The organism is Paracoccus maritimus, from assembly GCF_025195095.1.
GTDB classification, from domain to species: Bacteria; Pseudomonadota; Alphaproteobacteria; order Rhodobacterales; family Rhodobacteraceae; genus Paracoccus; species Paracoccus maritimus.
Window position 1 is genome coordinate 15,826 of the sequence record NZ_JANAVZ010000013.1, and the last position, 21,581, is coordinate 37,406.

24 protein-coding genes and 1 pseudogene are annotated in these 21,581 nt (G+C 63.4%); 15 read left to right on the top strand and 10 right to left on the bottom strand.

Annotation, left to right across the window (positions count from 1 at the left end; all coding sequences use genetic code 11):
- Positions 1–7: 7 nt before the first annotated feature.
- The gene (locus tag MU516_RS16835) at positions 8–2,656 is read right to left on the bottom strand and encodes a DEAD/DEAH box helicase (protein ID WP_260278429.1); all 2,649 of its coding nucleotides are present in this window, start codon (positions 2,654–2,656) and stop codon (positions 8–10) included.
- Positions 2,653–4,191, bottom strand: coding sequence for a site-specific DNA-methyltransferase (locus tag MU516_RS16840; protein ID WP_260278430.1), 1,539 nt, complete (start codon positions 4,189–4,191; stop codon positions 2,653–2,655). Before MU516_RS16840 ends, MU516_RS16835 begins: the two co-directional genes overlap by 4 nt.
- A 997-nt stretch (positions 4,192–5,188) precedes the next feature.
- Here MU516_RS16840 and MU516_RS16845 point away from each other — a divergent pair.
- The 5 genes from MU516_RS16845 (at position 5,189) to MU516_RS16865 (ending at position 9,279) form a co-directional block, all read left to right on the top strand.
- Positions 5,189–5,662, top strand: coding sequence for a DUF3768 domain-containing protein (locus tag MU516_RS16845; RefSeq protein WP_260278431.1), 474 nt, complete (start codon positions 5,189–5,191; stop codon positions 5,660–5,662).
- A gap of 262 nt (positions 5,663–5,924) precedes the next feature.
- Complete coding sequence (locus MU516_RS16850; RefSeq protein WP_260278432.1) at positions 5,925–7,775, top strand: ParB/RepB/Spo0J family partition protein; 1,851 nt, start codon at positions 5,925–5,927, stop codon at positions 7,773–7,775.
- A gap of 72 nt (positions 7,776–7,847) precedes the next feature.
- Entirely contained in the window at positions 7,848–8,081 is a 234-nt protein-coding gene (locus tag MU516_RS16855) for a hypothetical protein (RefSeq protein WP_260278433.1), read from the top strand.
- A gap of 3 nt (positions 8,082–8,084) precedes the next feature.
- Positions 8,085–8,501 (top strand): hypothetical protein, encoded by a 417-nt coding sequence (locus MU516_RS16860; protein ID WP_260278434.1) that lies wholly within the window; start codon positions 8,085–8,087, stop codon positions 8,499–8,501.
- Positions 8,502–9,084: 583 nt separating this feature from the next.
- On the top strand, positions 9,085–9,279 hold the full coding sequence (locus MU516_RS16865; RefSeq protein ID WP_260278435.1) for a hypothetical protein: 195 nt from the start codon (positions 9,085–9,087) through the stop codon (positions 9,277–9,279).
- Between the two features lie 361 nt (positions 9,280–9,640).
- On the opposite strand, the gene MU516_RS16870 is transcribed toward MU516_RS16865, so the two are convergent.
- Both MU516_RS16870 and MU516_RS16875 read right to left on the bottom strand, forming a co-directional pair.
- Positions 9,641–9,829: a multicopper oxidase domain-containing protein gene (locus MU516_RS16870; protein WP_035746442.1), complete on the bottom strand. Its 189-nt coding sequence runs from the start codon at positions 9,827–9,829 to the stop codon at positions 9,641–9,643.
- On the bottom strand, positions 9,826–10,170 hold the full coding sequence (locus MU516_RS16875; RefSeq protein ID WP_035746440.1) for an ArsR/SmtB family transcription factor: 345 nt from the start codon (positions 10,168–10,170) through the stop codon (positions 9,826–9,828). Before MU516_RS16875 ends, MU516_RS16870 begins: the two co-directional genes overlap by 4 nt.
- Positions 10,171–10,226: 56 nt before the next feature.
- On the opposite strand from MU516_RS16875, the gene MU516_RS16880 reads away from it, so the two are divergent.
- The 7 genes and pseudogenes from MU516_RS16880 to MU516_RS16910 all read left to right on the top strand — a co-directional run bounded on the left by MU516_RS16880 (position 10,227) and on the right by MU516_RS16910 (position 15,343).
- The gene (locus tag MU516_RS16880; RefSeq protein WP_260278436.1) at positions 10,227–11,081 is read left to right on the top strand and encodes a cation efflux transmembrane domain-containing protein; all 855 of its coding nucleotides are present in this window, start codon (positions 10,227–10,229) and stop codon (positions 11,079–11,081) included.
- Positions 11,078–11,380, top strand: a complete 303-nt coding sequence (locus tag MU516_RS16885) for a hypothetical protein (protein ID WP_260278437.1) — start codon at positions 11,078–11,080, stop codon at positions 11,378–11,380. Before MU516_RS16880 ends, MU516_RS16885 begins: the two co-directional genes overlap by 4 nt.
- On the top strand, positions 11,304–11,735 hold the full coding sequence (tnpA, locus tag MU516_RS16890) for an IS66-like element accessory protein TnpA (RefSeq protein WP_260278438.1): 432 nt from the start codon (positions 11,304–11,306) through the stop codon (positions 11,733–11,735). The genes MU516_RS16885 and tnpA overlap by 77 nt, the downstream gene beginning before the upstream one ends.
- Positions 11,732–12,085: an IS66 family insertion sequence element accessory protein TnpB gene (gene tnpB, locus MU516_RS16895; RefSeq protein ID WP_260278439.1), complete on the top strand. Its 354-nt coding sequence runs from the start codon at positions 11,732–11,734 to the stop codon at positions 12,083–12,085. The genes tnpA and tnpB overlap by 4 nt, the downstream gene beginning before the upstream one ends.
- A gap of 54 nt (positions 12,086–12,139) precedes the next feature.
- Positions 12,140–13,696 carry an IS66 family transposase gene (gene tnpC, locus MU516_RS16900; RefSeq protein ID WP_260278440.1) on the top strand — a complete coding sequence of 519 codons (1,557 nt, stop codon included), beginning with the start codon at positions 12,140–12,142 and terminating at the stop codon, positions 13,694–13,696.
- A 15-nt stretch (positions 13,697–13,711) separates the two neighbouring features.
- Positions 13,712–14,092, top strand: a pseudogene (gene lspA / locus MU516_RS16905) (signal peptidase II); the annotation flags it as partial.
- A 3-nt stretch (positions 14,093–14,095) separates the two neighbouring features.
- Positions 14,096–15,343 (top strand): cytochrome P450, encoded by a 1,248-nt coding sequence (locus MU516_RS16910; protein WP_111772733.1) that lies wholly within the window; start codon positions 14,096–14,098, stop codon positions 15,341–15,343.
- Here the strand turns inward: MU516_RS16910 and MU516_RS16915 are convergent.
- The 6 genes from MU516_RS16915 to MU516_RS16940 all read right to left on the bottom strand — a co-directional run bounded on the left by MU516_RS16915 (position 15,327) and on the right by MU516_RS16940 (position 19,387).
- A complete protein-coding gene (locus MU516_RS16915; protein WP_111772734.1) occupies positions 15,327–15,986 on the bottom strand; it encodes a cation diffusion facilitator family transporter in 660 nt (219 codons plus the stop codon). The genes MU516_RS16910 and MU516_RS16915 overlap by 17 nt on opposite strands.
- A gap of 231 nt (positions 15,987–16,217) precedes the next feature.
- Complete coding sequence (locus MU516_RS16920; RefSeq protein ID WP_425606879.1) at positions 16,218–16,826, bottom strand: class I SAM-dependent methyltransferase; 609 nt, start codon at positions 16,824–16,826, stop codon at positions 16,218–16,220.
- A 10-nt stretch (positions 16,827–16,836) separates the two neighbouring features.
- Positions 16,837–17,565 carry a cytochrome c biogenesis CcdA family protein gene (locus MU516_RS16925; protein WP_111772736.1) on the bottom strand — a complete coding sequence of 243 codons (729 nt, stop codon included), beginning with the start codon at positions 17,563–17,565 and terminating at the stop codon, positions 16,837–16,839.
- Between the two features lie 95 nt (positions 17,566–17,660).
- Complete coding sequence (locus tag MU516_RS16930; protein ID WP_111772737.1) at positions 17,661–18,182, bottom strand: TlpA disulfide reductase family protein; 522 nt, start codon at positions 18,180–18,182, stop codon at positions 17,661–17,663.
- Complete coding sequence (locus tag MU516_RS16935) at positions 18,179–18,757, bottom strand: DsbE family thiol:disulfide interchange protein (protein ID WP_123194461.1); 579 nt, start codon at positions 18,755–18,757, stop codon at positions 18,179–18,181. The genes MU516_RS16930 and MU516_RS16935 overlap by 4 nt, the downstream gene beginning before the upstream one ends.
- A gap of 477 nt (positions 18,758–19,234) precedes the next feature.
- The gene (locus tag MU516_RS16940; RefSeq protein WP_260278441.1) at positions 19,235–19,387 is read right to left on the bottom strand and encodes a hypothetical protein; all 153 of its coding nucleotides are present in this window, start codon (positions 19,385–19,387) and stop codon (positions 19,235–19,237) included.
- Positions 19,388–19,654: 267 nt separating this feature from the next.
- On the opposite strand from MU516_RS16940, the gene MU516_RS16945 reads away from it, so the two are divergent.
- From MU516_RS16945 to MU516_RS16955, 3 genes are all read left to right on the top strand, one after another.
- On the top strand, positions 19,655–19,846 hold the full coding sequence (locus MU516_RS16945) for a hypothetical protein (protein WP_260278442.1): 192 nt from the start codon (positions 19,655–19,657) through the stop codon (positions 19,844–19,846).
- 472 nt (positions 19,847–20,318) lie between these two features.
- On the top strand, positions 20,319–20,945 hold the full coding sequence (locus tag MU516_RS16950; RefSeq protein ID WP_260278443.1) for a hypothetical protein: 627 nt from the start codon (positions 20,319–20,321) through the stop codon (positions 20,943–20,945).
- 1 nt (position 20,946) lies between these two features.
- Positions 20,947–21,558 (top strand): DUF6927 domain-containing protein, encoded by a 612-nt coding sequence (locus MU516_RS16955; protein ID WP_260278444.1) that lies wholly within the window; start codon positions 20,947–20,949, stop codon positions 21,556–21,558.
- The last annotated feature ends 23 nt before the right edge of the window (positions 21,559–21,581 follow it).

A 21,581-nucleotide genomic window follows, 5' to 3' on the forward strand; every position in this document is an offset into this window, starting at 1 on the left:
CCCCGGCTTACAGGGCGTCCATCACCTGCTCACGCACCTCCTTGGGATCACCGCGTTCCATCGTCGCCATGATGAACACCGCCTTGCCCGCTGACGCTTTGGCCCACTGCTGGCCAATCAGCTCTTTCTCGCGGCTGTCGCGATTTTCTTCGGGTGAGCGGTCCCTGCCCTTGTATTCGACCACCAGCAGACGGCCATCGTCCATGACCGCCACGAAATCCGGGTAAAACTTGTCGGTCGAGGTCGGCAGGGAGAACGAATTCGGATGCCTGCTGACGTTGCGGGTCCAGTATTTCAGGCCCGGCAGAGCATCCAGCGCCAGGGCGCACTTGACCTCTTCACCGCCATCCTTGCTGTCGAAACTCGGCACCTCGTCCGGCCCCATGAAGTGGTGCTTGAACTTGTACATGCCGCGATACCTAGGCACGTCGAAATACATCTCGTCGAAGAACCGGATGCCATCATCGAAAGACACTGCGACGCGCGCCTCGGGGCCGAACAGATTCATCTGGTAAACCTTGTCGCGCTCCATCTGGCGAAAGCCCTGGATCTTCTCGTTCAGCTTGCGCGCCAGGATGAATTTGCAGCGCATGAGCTGCGACAGGGGGATGTCCCGGTCGCGGGTCAAGTGGGTGACGACATCACTCAGCCAGGACAGAAGCTCCGCCTGGCCGATCCATTGATCGCGCACCTTCCCGTCAAGCCAGCGTACCAGCGCATTCGGCGTCCAGTCGTCCACGTCGATATCCAGCGAAAGCTGCTCGGAACTGTCCGCCGCCGAGATCGACAGGCGATTGCCGTCGAGGTCGATCTCGAAGGTGTTCGTGGTTTCCACGATATCGAACTCGGCCTTGGTCAGCCGCGCCGGATGATCGGCCAGTGACCAGTCGTGATATTCCATCAGAATATCGGTATCACCAAAGACCAGCTCGCCCTGCACATGCGCCATCAGCCGCGGCACGGTGAATTCCTCGCCCAGATGGGCGGGGGCCAGGTCGTCGGAGTGCCTGGCCTTGAACTCAGCCAGCTTCTCGCGCAGCACGCCATGCAGGCGCGCAGGCGCCATCTGGAACAGGCGCTCTTCGTCTTTGGGCTTAGGCACGCCGGTGAACTCGATCCGGGTCCTGCCGTCATCGCCTGCCGAGACCTTGATCTTGCCCGGCGCGACAATATTGATCTCGCGGCGCTCCTCCTCGGACGCATCCAGCTCGACCGTCATTGTGGCTCTGGGACGCGAATGCCGCCCGAAGAGGCCATCATCCAGCCCCGGCTGCTCGGCCTCGATATTGGCCTCGGCCTCGCTTTCCTCGAACCCCATATCGACCAGCTTGTCGCGCAGGCTGACGGCGGCCTCAGAGAAATGCTTTGACACCAGCTTGGCGTAGGATTTGTTCAGCGCCGGTTCCTTGCGTTTTTTCGCATAGGGCATCCGCAGCACACGGCCCAAAAGCTGTTCGGCATCCGTCGAACTCCGGATATTGGCCAGCGAGCAGAACACATAGGCAAACGAACAATCCCAGCCTTCCTTCAGCGCCTCGATGGTGATGACATACTCAATCGGGCAATCGGGCTTGAACAGGTCGATCCCGTCCAGATCGCGCTGCGCGCCGGTCGCCACAGCAATTTTGGCCGGGTCGATATTTTCATTGTCGATCAGGTGCTGTTTCAGCACATCGACCGTGACTTCCTCGCCCTTCTTCTGCGCCTGGAACAGCACGATGGGGCGGATATAGCCCTCACGGTCGCGATCCGCATGTTCCTGCAACTCGGCCCGCTTCAGGATGGCCGAATTCACCGCCCCCTGCCACGTCTCGGCCTCGTCCAGCACCACGGGCATCTTTATCATCTCTTCATCCTTCAGCTCTTGGGCTGTCACGGAATGAAGGATGTTGTTGAATCCCTTGGGCGTGGCGGTGAATTCGATCAGGGCGCTCGGGTTGATCCGCTCATAGACATCCTGGCTCAGGCTTGTGCCCGCCTTGTGCGCCTCGTCCATGATGACCAGCGGGCGGTGCAGATGCATCAGGTTGGCAAAGCTGAAACGAATGTCACCCTTCATCGGGCCATCGTCATTGCGCTCCAGCCCCGGCGCATTGGGCGAGACAGTCGAAAAATGCCCCTCCAGCATCTCGTGATGGGCATAGACCTTGCGCCCGTCGGTGTTGCTGACGCGCAGCGTCTGGATCGTGCCGACCACGACACAGAGGTTCGAGCGCAGGTCATGCGGCGTAATCTGGGTGAAATCACCAATGTCGAACACGCGCACGCGGCCCTCGAACGCCTCGTCCAGCACCTGCCGATACGGGTGGCGCGGGTTCTTCAGGGCCTCTGCGGTTTGCAGGCGGATGGTATTTGTCGGCACCAGCCACAGCACCAGCGGGAAATCCTTTTCGACCCAGGCATCCTTGGCCACGGTGATGGAATGCGCCGCGAGGATCGTCTTGCCGCCGCCGGTGGGCAAGCGCAGGCAGACGTAAGGAACATCGGGCAGGGTCTTGATCGGCTTGTAGCCCGCCGCGTAACCCTTCAACCGCTTGGCTAGTTCCGGTTCTGCCGTGATCGCCTCATAGGCCGGTTTGGGGCCGGTAATCCGCGCCTCTTCAAAGAATTTCCGCAGCGTGGCGAGCGAGGCTTTCTGATACTCCTTCAGCTTCATTTGCGCGCCTTCACATCATAGGGGGTTTGTTTGAATTCGATCTGTTCGGCCTTCAATGTTGCGTCAGACAGCGCCGTGCGTTCACCGTAGACGGTCAGGGGGCCGGTGAAATCGCCCATGGCGGCGCGGATTGCGGCCAGCGTCTTTCGGGTCAGCACGTTGCCGCCAGACGCCGATTTGTCGCCAAGGATTCCGTTATAGAGCAACGCATAGCCCTTGCCCCCCTGCGCCCCAAGGAAGGGGGTCAGGGGCTGCGGCTGCGTCCATGGGCTGCCGGTTTCTGAAAACCAGATATGGGCGGCCAGCACGGGAAAGCGGATATCGGGCTGGATCTGACCATCTTCGGTAAAGACCGGCGGGCCAAGGCGATAAAAGCGAAAGCCGCCGCCGCCTTGCCAGTTCTGCGCCTTGGAAATCCCGCCCTGTTCGCCGTCCACCACCTTTTGCAGACGCGGCGCGCAATGGGTGACGGCGTGGTCCCCCATCTCGATCCCGATATAGCGCCGCCCCATCTTTTGTGCCACGGCAGCCGTGGTGCCCGAGCCAAGGAAGCTGTCGAGCACGAGGTCGCCGGGGTTGGTGGCGATGTGGAGGATGCGCTGAAGCAGCCTCTCGGGTTTTGGCGTATCGAATACGGCTTCGCCAAAGAGCTTAACCGTCTCTTTCTTCGCTTCATCGTTGGTTCCTGCGTCGCTCGCCAACCAAAGCGTGTTAGGCGTCAGGCCCGCTTTGGCTTCTGAAAGAAACTTCTTTTGACGCGGCGCATTCTGTCCGCTTGTGCCAAACCAAACGCGATTGTCGGCAATTTTTTCTTGCATGACTGGCCAAGTGTAGAGCCAGCAACGTCCATTCGGCAGTTGGTGGACCTTTCCACTCGGAGCAACAAACTCATAGAATTGATCCTTGGTGCCGTGCCCTCCTTGGGCGTTCAACGAAACCGATTGCCAAGGGCCGCGGGGATCATTGTCTGGGTTCGAATATCTGGCCCTGACTTCATCTGAGAGAGGAAGGTCATTTCGTGAAGCACCAAATTTTTCGGTGTCCTTGCAATACAGTAAGACACGCTCGCAGTCTTCCGAGAACACTTTTCGGTTTTCCCGAGTTGTCCGCTGCTGCCAAGTGATCGTGGTGACGAAGCGCCTTCGCCCAAACACCTCATCCATGACGACCTTAAGGTAATGGCCTTCCCGGTCATCAATGCTCACCCAGATCGAGCCATCCTCTGCCAGCAGTTCCCGCAGCAGTTCCAGCCGGGGCCACATCATGGCCAGCCATTGGGAATGCTCAAGATTGTCGTCGTAATGCTCGAACGCCGATCCGGTGTTATAGGGCGGGTCGATATAGATGCATCTCACCTGACCCGCGTAATAGGGCAGCAGGGCCTTCAACGCCTCAAGGTTATCGCCCTGGATCAGCATATTGCCCGCGTCCCGGTCGCCATAGCCCAGCCCCGGCACCTCCTCCAACAGGCGGTAAGGCACACTCTCGGCGGCGCGCACATCGTCGTCTCGGGTCAGCCATCGAAGGGTGGGCATCTGCTCGGGTCTCGTTCATTCCTGGGCGGATAAAATCCGCGATGGGCAAGATAACCGCTGGATGCGGCAGCATCACGCAATGCGGAGATGCCCCTCGCTTTAGACTCAATTTGCGGCTGAAGGTCCACCTGATGACGACAAATCGCGCGCGGCGCACCGACCGACTATTTGCTCTCTGAATTCCTGGATCTCCTCCTGTGACCCTGTGTCGTTGCCATAGAGTGATTTCGGGAAGCAGCGTTATGGGGTCGCCCTGTCGGGCCGCGCTCCCGGCTCCGGCCTCACGGCCTCCGCCCGAGCTGATCGGGTCGCTGCGCGCGGCTGCGGCATCCGGCTGAATGTCTCGTCCCAAGCCATCCCCCCGAACCCCGGTCCTGCGCGCCCTGCCCCGACGATCTCGCCCTGGCGGGCGGGACCGCTGACGCAGGCGCAAGGCGCTGAGCGAGACAGTATGGATCGAGCGAAGCGCCGGGTTCAGAACCGAAAAACGAATAACGCGAAACGCGGAACGGGTTTTGGCGCCCGCAGCGATCTGCTGATGGCGGATAGCAGGTGGCGAATGGCGGACGGCAATCGGCCAACTGGGGCGACGGGCAATAGGACAGACGCGACCCGCGCGAGGGCGCGGGCCATGATGGGCTGAGGACGTGCCGGGGGATCGACGCAGGCTGCGCCCGCGCTCACCCCCGTCCCGACGATCTTTCCCTTTCCTTTGTCCGCCACGCATCCGGTTGGATGCCGGTCAAGGGGCCAGCGCCGCGCGTGCCGCGCGTCGTCGTCCAGGCGGGCCGTGTCCTCGGCTGCGCCTGCGGGCCGCACCACCCCGCCTTCCCGACCCCGTGACAGTCATCCCCCCGGCCGCGGGCAGGGCTGCGCCCTCCCCGCTTTGCCGTCCGAAAGGCATGGGGCCTTTCGACGACAAGCAGAGAGGTCTCGCCCATCGGCGGAAAGCAGGCACCAAGCCCGCGCCGCCCGTCGCAAAAGAAGGACGATGCCCATGTTGGCCGAAGATAGCTTTGCCGTGGATTTCAGCTGCACCACCTGCGGCAAGATCATCAATGCCCTGACCTGCCCGAGCCATTGCCCGCAATGTCAGACCGCCGCGCCCGATCACGGTTTCCCGACCGCCGAGGCCGTGACAATCGCGGAACAGAACGACCGTTTTCGCGCGGGGCTGACCAAGGGGAACGCAAGCGATCTGCGCGGCCAGGTTGTCGTGACCTCTGCCGTCAACGCCATGGGGCGGGATTTCGTGACCGCCGCGCTGATGGCGGTGGCCGGGGATAGCACGTTCACCCCGGACAATGATCCTTACGGGGATCATGGGTTCGGCACCGTCACCGTGCTGACCCTCAAGCTGTTCTGGAAGATCGACCTTTACGACGAGGAACTGGTTTACGGCTCGCCCGCACCGGCCAACCCCGCCGTCACCCGGCGCGTCCTGACCATCATGTTCCCCTCCGATTACTGATCCGTGATCCCGGCCCGCGTCATGCGTCCCGCGCGGGCCGGTCAACTGCCACGGCAACCGGAAAGGAGGTGAGAACAACGAACCAATGGCTTGAGCAGCGCATCGCGGAAGCGTGGGCGCTTATCAGGAAGGGCGGTCCCTCGGCAAAGATCGGCCGCGCCTTCCTGAACCAGCACGGGGTCATCTGACCCTCACGCCTCACCCTCCCCAGGGTGAGGCATCGATAACACGAAACCCCTGTCGCAAACAAGGAAAAGACCCCATGAAACAAGGTGCCATCACCACCGCCCCGATCCAGTATTTCCCGCTGGACGCGCTCTATCTCTCGGACATGAACCCACGGCAGGACGTCGATGCCGACCGCATCGACCTGCTGGCCGACAGCATCGTGGCCGTGGGCCTGTTGCAGAACCTCGCGGGACTTGCCGACGAGGTCGGAAATGTCGGGATCGTCGCGGGCGGTCGCCGCCTGCGCGCCCTGATCCGCGCCACCGAGAAACACGCCGACCTGCTGGACCGCCGCCCGGAACTGGCGGAAATCCCCGTCCGGCTCGCCCCCGACGCGGCCACCGCGCGGGCATGGGCCAGCGTCGAGAACGCGGCCCGCGAGGATTTGCACCCCGCCGATGAAATCCGCGCCTATGGCCGGATGGCCGACACCGGCAGCGATGTGCCGACCATCGCCCGCGTGTTCGCTGTGACCGAGGCGCATGTTTACCGCCGCCTTGCGCTCGCGGCCCTGCCCGCCCCGATCCTCGATGCGCTGAAAGCGGGCGAGATCACCCTTGAGGCCGCGAAATGCTTCACCGTGGCCCAGGACGAAGCCCTTGCGCTCGATATTCTGGACCGGCTGCGCGGGCAGGACGTGTCGGCGCACCGCCTGAAACAGCTTCTGCAACCCGAAGCGATCCGCGACACCGACCGCCGCGCCGTCTATGTCGGGCTTGCCGCCTATGAAGGCGCAGGCGGCACCATCACCCGCGACCTGTTCGCAAACGAGGTGTTTCTGGGCGATGGCGCGCTGCTGGACCGGCTCTTTGCCGAGAAACTGGCGATGGACGCCGAGGCCATCGGCCATGGCTGGACATGGGTCGAGACCAGCGCGGAGTCGTGGATCAGCTATGATGTGACCTCGAAACTGGACCGCATTTACCGGATCGAGGGCGAACTGTCCGAGGAACAGGTCGAGCGTTATGACGAACTGTCGGAACTGGCCGAGGCCGAGGCGCTGGACGCGGAAGGACAGGCCGAACTCGATGCGCTGGACGCCATTGACCAAGGCGATTTCACCGACGCGCAGCGCGACCATGCGGGACTGTTCATCTTCGTGGACAGTCGGGGGCAACTGACCGTGCAGGCCGCCTATGTCCGGGCCGAGGACCGCGAGGCCGCGATTGCAGCGGAGGTGCTGACCGGCTTTGCCGCCCGGAGCCGCGACGGCAGCGCCGCCGATGCCGCCCCGAAATCGCCCATCAGCAACGCGCTGCGCGACGATCTGGGCCGGGTGGCGCAGGGCGCGCGGCAGAACGCGGCGCTGCGCGATCCCGAACTGCTGATCGACCTGCTGGCCTATCAGGTGAGCCACGGGCTTGCATGGCGCAAGCCGTTCGGACTTTCGACCGAGGACGTGCCGACCTGGCCGACCACCGAGGCCGAGGGATATGCGCTGGACGACCGCCTGACCGCCAACCCGCCGAGGGACATGCACGGCAAGGACCTCGCCAAATCCTTCCGCGCCTTCCGTGCCAAGGGGGCCGAGCATGTTCGGGGCGAGTTGGTGCGGATGCTGGCCGCGCATTACCGGGGCGGGTCCGATGAACTGGCCGCGCTGATCGACAAGGAGACGAAGCCCGCGATCCGCGAGGTCTGGACGCCCACCGCCGCGAATTTCTTTTCCCGCGTCGGAGGCCCATACCTCAACGACCTGTGGTGCGATCTGCTGGACCTCGCCACCGATCACCCCACCGCCACCAGCTTCGCCAAGCTGAAAAAGGGCGAGAAGGCGGCAAAGCTGGAAACACTGTTCAGCGATGCCGACACGCGCAAGGCGCTCGGGATCACCGAGGCGCAGGAGGCCCACATCGCGGCATGGCTGCCCGAGGGCATGGCCTGATAACAGCGGGGCGCGCGCGCGATGATCGCGCGCCCCGATCCCGGCAACCCGGATTCAGAAAGGACGGCACAGATGGACTATGCACGGGAAAAATTATGGCACGGGCTTTCCTGCCCCTGCGGCGGGGGCTACCGCGTCGGCCATGCCATCGGGTGCGAATACGCAACCGCCAAAGACAATCTTGGCCAACTGGAGTCTGATCTGGCGCGCGCGGTGGTCCACGGCGACCATGCCGAAGCCGCCGATCTGCGTCGCATCAGGGCCGGGATCGAGGCCGTCGCCGCACGAACCGCCACGGGAGGCTGACCCGTGCGCTTCATCCGATCGGCCCGTCACCCCTTTACCGACACCGCCCGCAAGCGGGCCGCGCTGGCCCGCAGACAGACAGCCGACCGGGACGCCCTGCCGCTCTTTGCCGCCGAGATCGCGGCCCGGCAGAAAAGCCCCGATGATGTGATGCAGGCGCGCGCGAATGCCTGGGCGGCGCACGAGGACCGCAGCCGCCAGCGCCGCGCCGATCAGTGGCGGCGTGCCCGCCGCCTGATCGACGCCATGCCACCACGGCAGCGGCGCAAGGTCCGGGCGGCATGGGACGGCGCACCCTATCCCGCCGATCCGGTCTATCTGCTGGATTTCCTGCACAGTCTTGAGACCGGGCGCATCGCCCTCGATGCCCTGCCCTTCACCCTGCGGCGCGTGAACCCGCGCGGTCATGCGATCGCCTGAAAAACGGCGGCGGGAGTCACCCGCCGCCAGTCCAACAGGGAGGTTTGTTCAATATGTCTGACTGCACGACACATCGCCATCCTTTTTTTGCCGTCCCCTGTCCGACCTGTCAGGCGAGTGTCGGCGCGTGTATCCGCCCGCGCGGACGCTATCGCGACTGAGCCTTACGCTTTCCTTCTGCGACGAAGGTTGACTGGCCCCGCCTCGTGCGGGGTTCTTTTTGTGACGAGGCAGGAATTGCCCTGTCCTGCCCTCGGCAGAACGCCGGGAGACAGGACAGGCCCGGCGCTTCGCGCCGAGCCGCGCCCCTTGGCGCGGCAGCGACAGCCAACCGGCGCAACAATCGTGCCTGGCTGTTAACCCGGCCGAACCTCGGCCGGGGCCAGGCCGCACCACCCCACACGGTCTCTGGAGTCTCCCACACGGGTCAAGGACGGCGCCGCGCCGAAGGGGCGCGGCTTGCAAGCGCCCGTGCCGGGCGTCCCTGACCTCGCGTGCCTGAATCCTCCGACCGCGCAGGGCGGGCGATATGCCTTCTCCGGGACGCGGCAATCACCTATATTGAAACCAAGGAGCTATACACATGACCGACGCTGAAGCCCGCAAGTTCGATACCGAGATCGCACAGCTTGCCGCCAACACGGCAAAGCTGAATGCCGAAACCGCCAAGCTTCTGGCAGAGACCAGAAAGCTCACCACCGAAGCGCGGTGGTACCTGCTCGTCGTCGGATCCGGCGCGACACTCGCAATCGTCGCTATCGCCAAGCTGTTCTTCTGACAATCCAGCGGCCCCTTCGGGGGCCGCTTTGCTATGTGCCGAAGCTGGGGCGCGCTGGATAACAAAGGGCGGCTGACGCCGCCATTCCTGTCTTAGCCCCGACTTGCAGCAAACAACCAACCAGACCAGTGCGGACGTTCATCCAGAAAGCAGCGAATGCCGGCGCAGAGCCCTTTTTGACGAATGCTGCCGAGCGACTGGACGGCCGCTTCGGCGGACCCGCAGCTTAGCGAGGTGTTCTCCGTTCGGGTCTAGACATACTCCGTAATGCGTTTCAACAAGGCGACACCGGCACCTGATAGAACGCCGCAAGAAGACGTAAGCTCTTGACGACGCCCGGTGTCGAGCGGGTGGGGTCCTGTTATGTGACCGTAAACTGCCCCATCATGCCCGCATCCTCGTGTTCGAGGATGTGGCAGTGATACATGAATGGTGTCTCTTCCGAAGCCAGCTTGTCGAACCTCAGCAGGATTCCGGTCGGACCCTGCACACGGACAACATCTTTCCAACCGATCTGCGCCGAGTCGACCGGCCGTCCGTTCTGACTCACGCCTCACGATAATTGTCACACGCCTCAACACCCTTTGCGACCACGTCGAGAAGTGCGTCCACATCGTTCAGAAGGACCGTGATGCGCGGGTTGCTGATACGGTAACGGATGAAGCGCCCTTCGCGGTCGCTGGCGACAAGCCCGCAGTCCAGCAGGCACCTCAGATGGTTGGAGACGTTGGGTTGCGATAGTTCGGTCCGCTCGACGATCTCGTGAACGGCCAATGGCTCGTTGCAAAGTGCACCGAGGATGGCCAGGCGGCTCGGGTCCGCGAAGCCGCGGAACAGCTTCGCCCGTCGCTCGATGGTTGCGCTCTTGCGGTCATCGACCAATTGCGCCATATCACTCCTCGCTGATATGTTGTTCTTCGATTCATCCTAGCAGGAATAGCGCGACCATGGCCAACACCGAAAATGCCGGATCGACGGCAGATGTCCCGCCCGTCCGTTACCGGGTTTCCGGTATGGATTGCGCCAAGGATGCCGCGCAGATCGAGCGGGCGGCACAGGCAGCCGGGGTCGCGCCCGGCGATGTGAAAGTGTCGGCCGCGACGCACATCATGACACTGACTGCACCCGAAGTGCGCCTGCCGGACATCGAAAAGGCAGTCGCGGTGACAGGCTATGGCTTCGACCGGATCGAGGGCGATGAAGACATTCCGCCGAATCCCGCCCATCAGGACCCGGCCTACCGCCGTGCCCTCTGGATCGTCGTGATCCTGAACGTGGGATACGGGGTCCTCGAAATGATCGGCGGTTTCATTTCCGGATCGCAGGCCGTGAAGGCCGATGCGCTCGATTTCATCGGCGACGGCGCGATCACCTTCCTTGGCCTGCTGGCCATCGGCTGGAGCCTCGCCTGGCGGGCACGGTCGGCCTTGATCCAAGGCATCTTCCTCGGCCTGCTCGGCCTTGGCGTCCTCGGCACGACCATCTTGCGAGTCTTCGAACGGACGACGCCGGATGCAGGTCTAATGGGCCTGCTTGGCATGATCGCCCTTGTCGTCAACGTCATCTCCGTTCTGCCGCTGCTGCGGTTCCGCAAGGGCGACGCGAACATGCGGGCCGTCTGGCTATTCTCGCGCAACGACGCCATCGGCAATGCGGCGGTTGTCGTTGCCGCCGGTCTCGTGGCGTGGCTGGGCAGCGCCTGGCCGGACCTCATCGTCGCCTTCGGCATCGCCGGACTGTTCCTGCACTCGTCCTGGGCGATCATTCGCGATGCGCGGGCCGATCTGAAGGCAGCGGCATGAACAGCCGCGTTCTGGGCGGGCTCTGCGCGATCGCGGCGTTCGGCCTCGATCAGGGTACCAAGGCGCTTGCGCTGAACACACCGGCGCTTGAGCGCGGCGTCGAGGTTCTACCCTTTCTCAATCTCGTGCGGGTTCTGAGTAAGCGGCGCCTGTGCCCCACCTTCCTTGTTTTCACACGGTCTGAGATTTTGCGCCTGACGGAGATTGTGCGGGAGTTTCGCGATGGCGACTACGGTGGAGTTTCTCAGGGACTATGGGGTAGACATCCGACCGAACGGGCAGCGGCGCTGGCCGGATGAGATCAAGGCGCGGATCGTGGCCGAGAGCTTGAAGCCGGGGGCGACGGTTAACGCGGTCGCGGCGCGATATGGGCTTCGGGCGAACCATCTGTCGGAATGGCGCGGTCGGGCGCGGGATGGCCGCTTGGTTTTGCCTGCAGACGAGGATGACGGCCTTTGTTTTGCGCCGATCGTGCTGCCTGACCGGGGCCTTTCCGCCCCTGTTCCGGTTCTTTCAGGTCCGTCGGGCAAGTCCGAAGCGCCAGATACTGGAGCCATCGAGATTGCTGTAGGCCAGATGACCATCCGGCTGGATAGCGCCACGCCTGCCGCACGCATTGCCGAGATCATGCTGGCGATCGGATTGCGGTCATGATGTTTCCCTCCAATCGTGTGCGGGTTCTGGTCTCGACACAGCCCGTCGACTTCAGGAAGGGCCATGATGGTTTGGCGGCACTGGTGTCATCGGTGCTGCGCAAGGATCCGTTTACCGGCACGGTCTTTGTGTTCCGCTCGCGCCGGGCGGACAGGTTGAAGCTCTTGTATTGGGACGGCACGGGTCTGGTGATGGCCTATAAGCGGCTGGAGGATGCGAGTTTTACCTGGCCCGCCATCAAGGACGGGATGATGGCGCTGACCCATGCCCAGTTCGAGGCGCTGTTTTCCGGTCTGGACTGGCGCCGCGTCAAAGCGCTGGAAACCCGTCCACCGGCTGCGGCAGAGTGAATCAGCCGCTTGGTTTTGCGTGTTTTTGCCAAGCGTTTCTGATAGTTCTCGAGCATGCAGACCGCAGCAATCCTTGATCTTTCCGCCATCCCGTCCGCGCAACGCGCGGCGGTGCAAGCGCTGTTGGAAGAGGTCGCGGCGCTCAAGGATATCACCCGGCGGCAAGAGCATCTGATCGCCGAATTGAACCAGGCCTTGCATGGCAAGCGGTCGGAAAAGCTGTCCGAGGACGAGCGGCAGCTCGCGTTCGAGGATCTGTCCATCGCGCTGGCCGAGGTTGAGGCGGAAAAGGAAATCCGTGCCCCCAAAGCAGGGGGCGGGACGACCAAGTCCGCGCCCAAGCGCACCATTGGCAATCTGCCTGCCGCCCTTCCGCGCATTGAAGAGGTAATCGAGCCTGACAGCCTGATCTGCCCCTGCGGCTGCGGTGTCATGCATCGGATCGGTGAAGACCGCAGTGAGCGGCTGGACATCGTGCCGGCCCAGTTGCGCGTCATCGTCACCGTGCGCCCGAAATATGCCTGTCGGACCTGCACCGACGGCGTGACGCAGGCCCCGGCACCCTCACATCTGATCGCGGGCGGGCTGCCAACCGAAGGTGCCATCGCTCATGTCCTGATCAGCAAATATGCCGATCACCTGCCACTGTATCGCCAGAGCCAGATCCTGGCGCGGGCGGGGCTTGATCTGCACCGTGCCGTGCTGGCCGATTGGGTCGGCAAGGCTGCATTCCATCTGAAGCCCGTCGTCGACCGGTTGGCCGAGAATCTGAAGCGATCCGGCAAGCTGTTCATGGATGAAACCACCGCCCCGGTGCTGGATCCGGGGCGCGGAGCAACAAAAACCGGATATCTCTGGGCACTCGCCCGCGATAACCGATCCTGGGGCGGCGAGGACCCGCCCGGCGTGGTCTACTTCTACGCCCCCGGCCGCGCGGGCGAATGTGCTGAAACCTTCCTGACCGGCTTCGACGGCATTCTGCAGGTCGACGGCTATACCGGCTACAATCGACTGACCAAACCCTCGCGCAAGGGCGGCGCGCCCATTCGCGTGGCGCATTGCTGGGCGCATGCGCGCCGCAAACTGAAGGAGGTCTTCGACCGCGACGGATCAGCGATCGCCGCCGAGGGCCTGCGCCGCATTGCCGAATTCTATGCCGTCGAGGCCGATATCCGCGGCGTCTCCTCCGGCCAGCGCCTCTCAGCCCGCCAAGCCCGCACCGCGCCGCTGGTGGCCACTTTCGGCGACTGGCTGCAGGCGCAGCGCCGCAAGACCTCCGCCAAATCCCGCTTGGGCGAAAAACTGGCCTATATCCATAACCACTGGGACGGGCTGCAAACCTTCCTGACCGATGGCCGTGTCGAGATCGACTCCAACAGGGTCGAGAACCTGATCCGTCCCATTGCCCTCAATCGCAAGAATGCCCTCTTCGCCGGCCACGACGAAGGCGGCATCGCCTGGGGCCGCATTGCCTCGCTGATCGAGACCTGCAAGATCAATCGCATCGAGCCCTTCGCTTATCTCAAGGCAACCCTGACAGCCATCGCCAACGGCCACCCGCAAAGCCGCATCGACGACCTGCTGCCATGGAACTTCAAACCGTCAAGCTAAGCCGACCGTGATGTCCTGCGAACGCTTACGGTTCTGAACGATGGAGTCAGCTTCGGTATGCTGGGCGGGATCGTGCCTTGGTGGGGTCTCATCGCGCTTGCTGGCGTGATCGTGGCATGGCTGCTGATCTGGTTGTGGCGCGCGCCGGACAGGCTGACGGCTGCCGCTCTCGGTCTGATCATCGGCGGCGCGCTCGGCAATGTCCTCGACCGGCTGCGTTATCAGGCCGTCCCGGATTTTCTGGATTTCCATTACGGAACATACCACTGGCCGTCCTTTAATCTTGCGGATGTGGCGATTTTCTGCGGTGCGGCCCTGCTGTTCTGGGACAGCTTCCGCTCGGCGCAGAACAAGCCCGAACGTAACCACCGAGAAGAAAACGTTACGGGGAAATAATCGATGTCCAGCATTCCATCCGCAAAGGGCATCGACAGCACGCTTGCCCTGCTGCGCAACCCATATGAGTTCATTCCGGACACATGCCGCGATCTTGAGGGCGACCTGTTCGAGACCCGCATCCTCTTTCAAAAGACGATCTGCATGACTGGTGCCGCAGCTGCGGAGGTCTTCTATTCCGAGGATGGGCTCGTGCGCGCAGGCTCGATGCCGAAGCGTATCCAGAGAACCCTGCTCGGCGAAAAGGGCATCCAGGGGCTCGATGGCGAGGCCCACCGTCATCGGAAGCGGATGTTTATGTCACTCATGGCGTCGGAGCGGATCGAAGCTCTCGAAAACACGACGCGGGACCTGTTGGACCGCTACGCACGGGACTGGCAAGCGGCGGAGAAGGTCGTTCTCTACGACGAAGTGCGCGAAATCCTCACCAGAGCTGCCTGCGCCTGGTCGGGCGTGCCGCTTCCCGAAGCGGAGGTCGAGACGCGGACGGCGCAGATGACGGCGCTCTTCCAAGACGCCGGGGCGGTCGGCTGGAAGCACTGGGGTGCGCGTCTGGCGCGGCATCGCGCAGAGCGTTGGACAGCCGGGATTATTGAACGGCTGCGCGACGGAAGCCTTCAGACAGGACAGGAAAGCGCCGCCCATGTCGTCGCGACGTGGCGCGATCTGAATGGGGAGCTGCTGACCTCCAAGGTTGCCGCCGTGGAGCTTCTGAACGTAGTACGCCCGATCGTCGCCGTCTCTGCGTTCATCGCCCAGGCGGCGCATGCCCTGCATCGGCATCCCGAGTGGCGGCAAAAGCTGAAGGACGACGAGGGACAGCTCGAACCTTTCGTGCAAGAGGTCCGCCGTCTGTATCCGTTCTTTCCCGCGGTCGCGGCACGGGTGAAGAGTGATTTCGAGTGGCGCGGATATCGCTTTTCCAAAGGGTACAGGGTTCTGCTCGACCTATACGGCACGAATACCGACGCTCGTTCGTGGGACGCGCCGCAAGAGTTCCGGCCCGAGCGGTTTCAGGATCGGGAAGACAACCCCTACGACTTCATTCCGCAGGGCGGTGGCGATCACCACAAGAACCACCGTTGTCCGGGCGAGTGGATCGCGATCAGCCAGATGAAGGCGTTTTGCAGTTTCTTGGTGAACGCCATCGACTTCGAAGTGCCGGATCAGGATCTGGATCTGGAAACCGGAGAACTGCCACCCATGCCTAAATCCCGGTTCATCATGCGCAACGTCAGGCGTCGGCAGTAGCTTCGGCCTCGTCCGGATCGACCGACCGCGCATCTTTGGTGGCCTCGAACGCCTCCCACGCAACGTAGGGCACGATCAGAAGCGCCGCGACCGGATCGGCCCACCACCAGCCCATCCATTGCGTCAGACCGATCCCGGCCAACACCACGATTGTCTGATACTGGCAGATCATCGTGTCCTTGGCATCGTACTTCAGGGCGGGTGCATCGAGTCGTTTGCCATAGCGATACTTGCCCCAGGCGAGGAACGGGTTGACCACGAGCGAAGCACCCAGGATCGCGATACCCCACCAATTGAAGTCGGGCGTGTCCTGCGAGATGAACGCGGATACCGCCTCGTAGAGGATCGCCGCGACGACGATCCAAAAGGCACAGGCGACCACGAAGAGCGCGACCTTCTTGCGATGCAGGACCGTGCGCTTGTCGGCACCGTCCACCTCACTCTTCAAGCGCCAGATCAGAGTCGCGGCCGAGGTGGCCTCGACCGTGCTGTCGAGACCCCAGCTCACCAGCGCTGCGCTGCCGGTCAGAAGTCCTACGGTGACGGATACGACGACCTCGATCACGTTGTAGACGAGGCTGGCGATCTCGACGCGGATGCCGCGCTTGAGATTGGTCTGCCGGTTATCTTGGTTTTTTGCCATCTTGGACTCTCGATGCCGTAAATGTTCCGAATGTTCGATTGTGACCAGGGTCAGTGCCCTTGCTACCCTTGCGCCAAGACGCTGACCGGAAATGTGTTAGTCTGGTATCGCGGCCACCCGGTGCGATATCACGAAGGAGCCACGCAGGGGTTTGAAACCTGCCAAAACCAGATCGGGACAGATCAAAATTCACTTGGATGTCGCGCCTATCCCGCTTTGGCGACAGCTTCTCTAGTCGATGCATGCGAACCCTTCATACATGAAGACCATAGGCTTCGGCCCTGTCGCATAGCCGGTGTCGAGTCGCTCGATCCGAAACCTGCTCTTCTCGACCAGGGCGTCCGTCGGGCGATCAAGGTGACAGTTCCCGGCGCAATGTTTCCAGACAGGCGTGAGCCAGCGCTGCCAGCGCTGGACACTGGGCTCCGGCGCCAAACCATGCTCGACAAAGCGGAAAACGCCATCCGGCTTGAGAACGCGCCGGATCTCGGCAAGCACCTTCTCCGGCTCCAACACGCTGCAGAGCGTCCAGGTGGCGACGACGCAATCGACGCTGCGATCCTCCAGCGGCAACGCCTCGGCGACGCCCTCGATCATCTCGGTCGCGGGCATCAGGCCATGGGAGGTTTGCGAGGCCCGAGAGAGGAGTTCGGGCGACGGGTCAACACCGATGATCTGATGCACGGCCTCGGGGTAGAGCGCAAGGTTCAGGCCCGAGCCGATCCCGATCTCCAGTACACGCCCATGCAGCCCGGAGACGGCGCGGCGCCGGTAGGGAAGAAGCTGATCCTGGCCCATCGCCAGATGCGTCAGCCGAGGGAGGATATGTTTCTCGTACAATCGCATCTGTTCATCCGATCCGCCCAAGGACCGGGAAGGTGTCCAGCAGCCAGTAGGCCAAGGCGCTCAAACGACCGGTCATCATCGCCAAGCCCATCAGGATCATGACGCCGCCCGCAGCCTGATGCAGGCGCCGCCCCCAACGACCGACGCCGCGCAGCCTGCCGGCAATACTGTCGGTGAACCCCGCGACGACCAGAAACGGGACCCCAAGACCGGCCGAGTAGACAGCAAGCATCGCGACGCCCTCGCCAATCGTCGCGCTCGTTGCGCTGGCGGTCAGGATGGCGCCGAGGATCGGGCCGATGCATGGTGTCCAGCCGAAACCGAAGGCGAGCCCGAGCACGTAGGAGGCGACCGGTTGCCCGCCCGGCAGGTCGAGATGGAAGCGCAGGTCGCGCTCCATGGCCGACAGGCGCGCTGCCCCGATCATGAACAGGCCGAACAAAATCACGATAGCGCCGCCCACGATGTTGAGTTCGTAGCGCCATCGCAGCAAGGTTTGGCCGAGCGCGGTGGCTGAGGCGCCGAGCAGGATGAAGATAGTAGAGAAGCCGAGGACGAAGCAGAGGCTGAGCCAGACGGCCCGCCCCTTCGAAGGCGCTGCGCTGCCGGAGACCGTACGTCCAGCAACGTAGGATACGTAGCCGGGCACGAGCGGCAGCACGCAGGGCGACAGAAAGGAAACGGCACCGGCCAGCAATGCCGCCATTAGTCCAAGAGCCGAAAGGTCAATCATATCCATATTTCCGCGCTGATCGAGACCGCCGCCACGTGTGCGCGCGGAGTGGAACGGCTGGCGCCGCAGGTGCGGTCGTCGTGCTTTTCCATGTCCTATTGTTTCCGTTCGTCAATAAGAGCGCTTATCTGCGCGACAGCTTCGGGGCTGTTCCATTCGGCCGGGCCTGCGAGGCGCCCGAGCTCGCGCCCCATGCGGTCGATCAGAATCGTTGTCGGCAGACCCACCACTGCCAAGGCCAGCATCGCGCGCGTATCCTCCGCGATATAGAGATCGAGGTTGCGAATGTCGGTCTCTCGGTAGAAACGGCGCACAGGTTCGAGACCGGCCCGATCGATCGACAGCGGCAGAACATGAAAATCCGGTCCGCCGAGGCGTGCTTGCAGCGCGTCGAGCGTCGGCATCTCCTCGCGACAGGGCGGGCACCAGGTCGCCCAAATGTTCAGAAGCACGACACGTCCCTCAAAGTCCGCCAGCGTCAGATCCCGCTCATCTCCGTCCACGAAAGGCGGCGACAGTAGATCACGCGGAGTTTCGTGATGACGGATCGGTGGTCGGGCGGAGGCAGGGCTTGCCGCAAGCGCCAAGACTCCGGCAAGGACGTCACGTCGCCTCACGGGTCGCTCTCCGCCTGCAACCGGCGCACGACCGGCAGAATGTCCTCCTCAAGCGAGGCCTGATCAAAGGGGCCGACATGCTTGTATGCAATGCGCCCCTCGGCATCGATTATGTATGTTTCCGGCACTCCATAGACGCCCCAGTCTATCGCAACGCGGCCTGATCGGTCCGCGCCGATGCGGGTAAAGGGATCGCCGAGCTCGTCGAGGAAACCCAGCGCTTCCTCGGCATCGTCCTTGTAGTTGATACCGTAGATCGGAACGGTGCCCGCTTCGGCCAGGTCGACGAGAAGCGGGTTCTCCGTGCGGCAGGGGACGCACCACGACGCCCAGACATTGACGAGAGAAACCTGGCCTTGCAGGTTCGCCGACGCTAGGCCGTCCTGCCGCCCTTCGATGGGCGGGAGCGCGAACTCCGGGATCGGTTTCCCGATCAGCGTCGAGGGCAACCGGTCGTCGTTGTTCCAGAGGCCCCAATAGAAGGCCGCACCCAGCAGGCCGAACACCGCCAGTGGCAAGAGCGCAAGCAGCCGCCCCCTCCGCCGCCGCTTTTCCTGGTTATCCTTCGAACTCATAGCCTGCCGTCAATACTTGGAAGGAATAAGGTATCAGCGTCTACTGATATGAAGCAAACCGTCGCCGATCACAATGCCGAGCGTTGGGGAGGGCTTTGCCCCGGCTTCGCAGACCCGAGCCATACTTACTGTTTAGATTCATATGAAATCAGCGAGAGGTCGGTATCTGAAGATGTCGTTGAATTCAGACCTCTGAACGGCCCCTTCGTCCGCACTGCGTAAGTTCATGTTGAGCACGGCGAAGGGCCGCTTTGGCACGATCGAGGGGGCGACCAAAGCTATCGGCGCATCGCCGGCGGGCCGGCGACCGTGCCCCAGTCGCGCTGTCGCGCGACCCGAGCCCGCCAGGGCGATGCGGTCGGCTGCGGCGCCTGCGGTCTGTCTCGTCCCGAGCCAGATCCTCGATCGCCGGTCCTGACCGCCCTGCCCCGCCTGTCTCGGCCCATCCGGGTGTCGGTCACTTGCGCGGGTTGGCTTTCAGCCCTCGCGCAGAACCGGATCATCGGGCGGGCTTTCGGCCTCCCGCCAAGCCCGGTCATTCACCGTCCTGCACGCGTCCATCCTGCCGGGACCACAGGCGGCGGGGGCGGTTTCGGGCGAGGCCAGCAGGGTTGCGGGTGATCCGGACACGACATGCACAGTCCCAGCCCTTGCCGCCCTTCCCGCTGCCGGTTCGTGGATCGCGTGGCTCCGTGGCCGGTTGGTCCTGTCCTGCAAGGGGCGTTTCTTCCTGATGAAACATGACAGGGCAGTGCGGCTGACGGCCTTCGGCCTTCAACGACGAATTTCCCCTGGCCTGCGGCCATTCCTCGCGACCCAAATTCGCCTTTGACAGCCGCGCGGTCTGCCCTGTCCGCAGGGGTTTCATCGAAACGCCAGGCAGGAAAGGAAAATCCAATGGCCACCGAAAACATGAAGCTCAAGGTCAAAACCGGCGAGAAGGACGGCAAGAACTTCTGGGACGACTGCGGGGTCCTCTTCATCAACCGCAACCCCGCCGGCGAGATCACCTCGATCCAGGTCCGCCACAACATGTTCCCCGGCGTCGATATGGTTGCCTTCCCCAAGCGGAACGACGACCAGGAATGACCGGCAAGGGGCGGCGAAAGCCGCCCCTTCGCCGTTCCATCCCGTCGCTGCCGCGACGGCCTGCGGCCAGACAGATCATGCGCGACCCGCGCGAGGGCGCGGGCCATGATGGGCTGAGGACGTGCCGGGGGATCGACGCGGGCTGCGCCCGCGCTCACCCCTGCCCCGACGATGTTTCCCTTTCCCTTGTCCGCCACGCATCCGGGGGTCTGCCGGTCAAGGGGCAAGCGCCGCGCGGGACGCGCGTCGTCGTCCAGGCGGGCCGTGTCCTCGGCTGCGCCTGCGGGCCGCACCACCCCGCCTTCCCGACCCCGTGACAGTCATCCCCCCGGCCGCGGGCAGGGCTGCGCCCTCCCCGCTTTGCCGTCCGAAAGGCATGGGGCCTTTCGACGACACGCAGAGAGGTCTCACCCATCGGCGGAAAGCAGGCACCAGGCCCGCGCCGCCCGTCGCAAGAGAAGGACGATGCGAGATGCTACGCAATTTTGACGACCTGACCCGGAACGAGGGCCGCTGGCTCAATCTCTGGGGCGCATTCGATGTGACCGGGGAATATCTCGGCACCTTCACCCTCGATGAGTTGCGCGAGAAGGCGCAGGTGAAAGCCAAATGGGTCAGCGCCGTTCAGTATCTGGGGGCGGGCCAGCGCATTGATGACGCCGCGCTGGTGCATGACTGGAACGGGTTGCCGTCCGGCACCTGCATTCTCGACTTTACCGGGTTCCGCGTCTCGCCCGTCCGCGACATGGGCGGCAGCATCGAGGTCTGCGACCCCGGCGAACAGGCGTTCTGGTCGGTCTATGGGTTTCATCGGGAGGCAGAGGAGTGGCAGATCGTCCATGACGCGCTGTCGGACGATATCGGCGAATCCCTCGCCCGGATCGTGGAGTTGACCGGCGAGCTGGTCGAATACCGCGATCTGTCCCATGCCTATGCCAATACCCGCCTGCCCGATCTGGTGGACCTGCTGTCGCAGCGCATCCTCGATGACATGCCAGATCAGGGTGACGCCGCTGCGCGCGCCGACGATGCCGACACGCACCCCCTGACCTATCTGCGCGAACAGATCCGCGCCGCTATCGAAAAGCGGAGGGGCTGATATGGGCTGGCTCATCTATAACCACACCCCGCCCTGCATCCGCGACGAAATCGCCCGGCTTTGTGGCGGCGAGGATGAAGAGCGCCGCAGCTATCCCGTGCTGATCAGCCGCAAGGGATCGGTCTGGTATGCAGCCGTCAGGTCGGAACCCAAGACCGCTGGCCGGCGCGAGGACGGGCTTTGCCCTTATGGCGACTACGTGACCGACGCAACCGGCGGTTATGTCTTTGCCGCGATCTTCCTGACATCAACCAAGGGCGGTGGATGGGGCTACAAGTCGATGGCGGAGACCGCCGGCCCCACGGATGCCGCCGCCCATGCCCCGGAAAAGCTGCTGTCGCTGCTGTCGGAGACGGTCAATGATCATGCGACCGACTGGCGGCAGCGGTGCCGCGATCACGCGGCCAGGGAAAAACGCCCGCTGAAGCCCGGCGACGTGATCCGCTTTGCCGAGCCGCTGCGGTTCAGCGATGGCACCGAGGGCTGCACCTTCCGCGTGAAGAAGGAGCGCTTCGCCGGCGCGAACCGCGCGACCACCTTCTTCACCTGCATCGAGACCGGGAAGGACTGCCGGATCAGCCGCGTCATGGCGCGGGACTGGACCCGCATCTGACCGTACTGCGCCGCGCCCTGGCG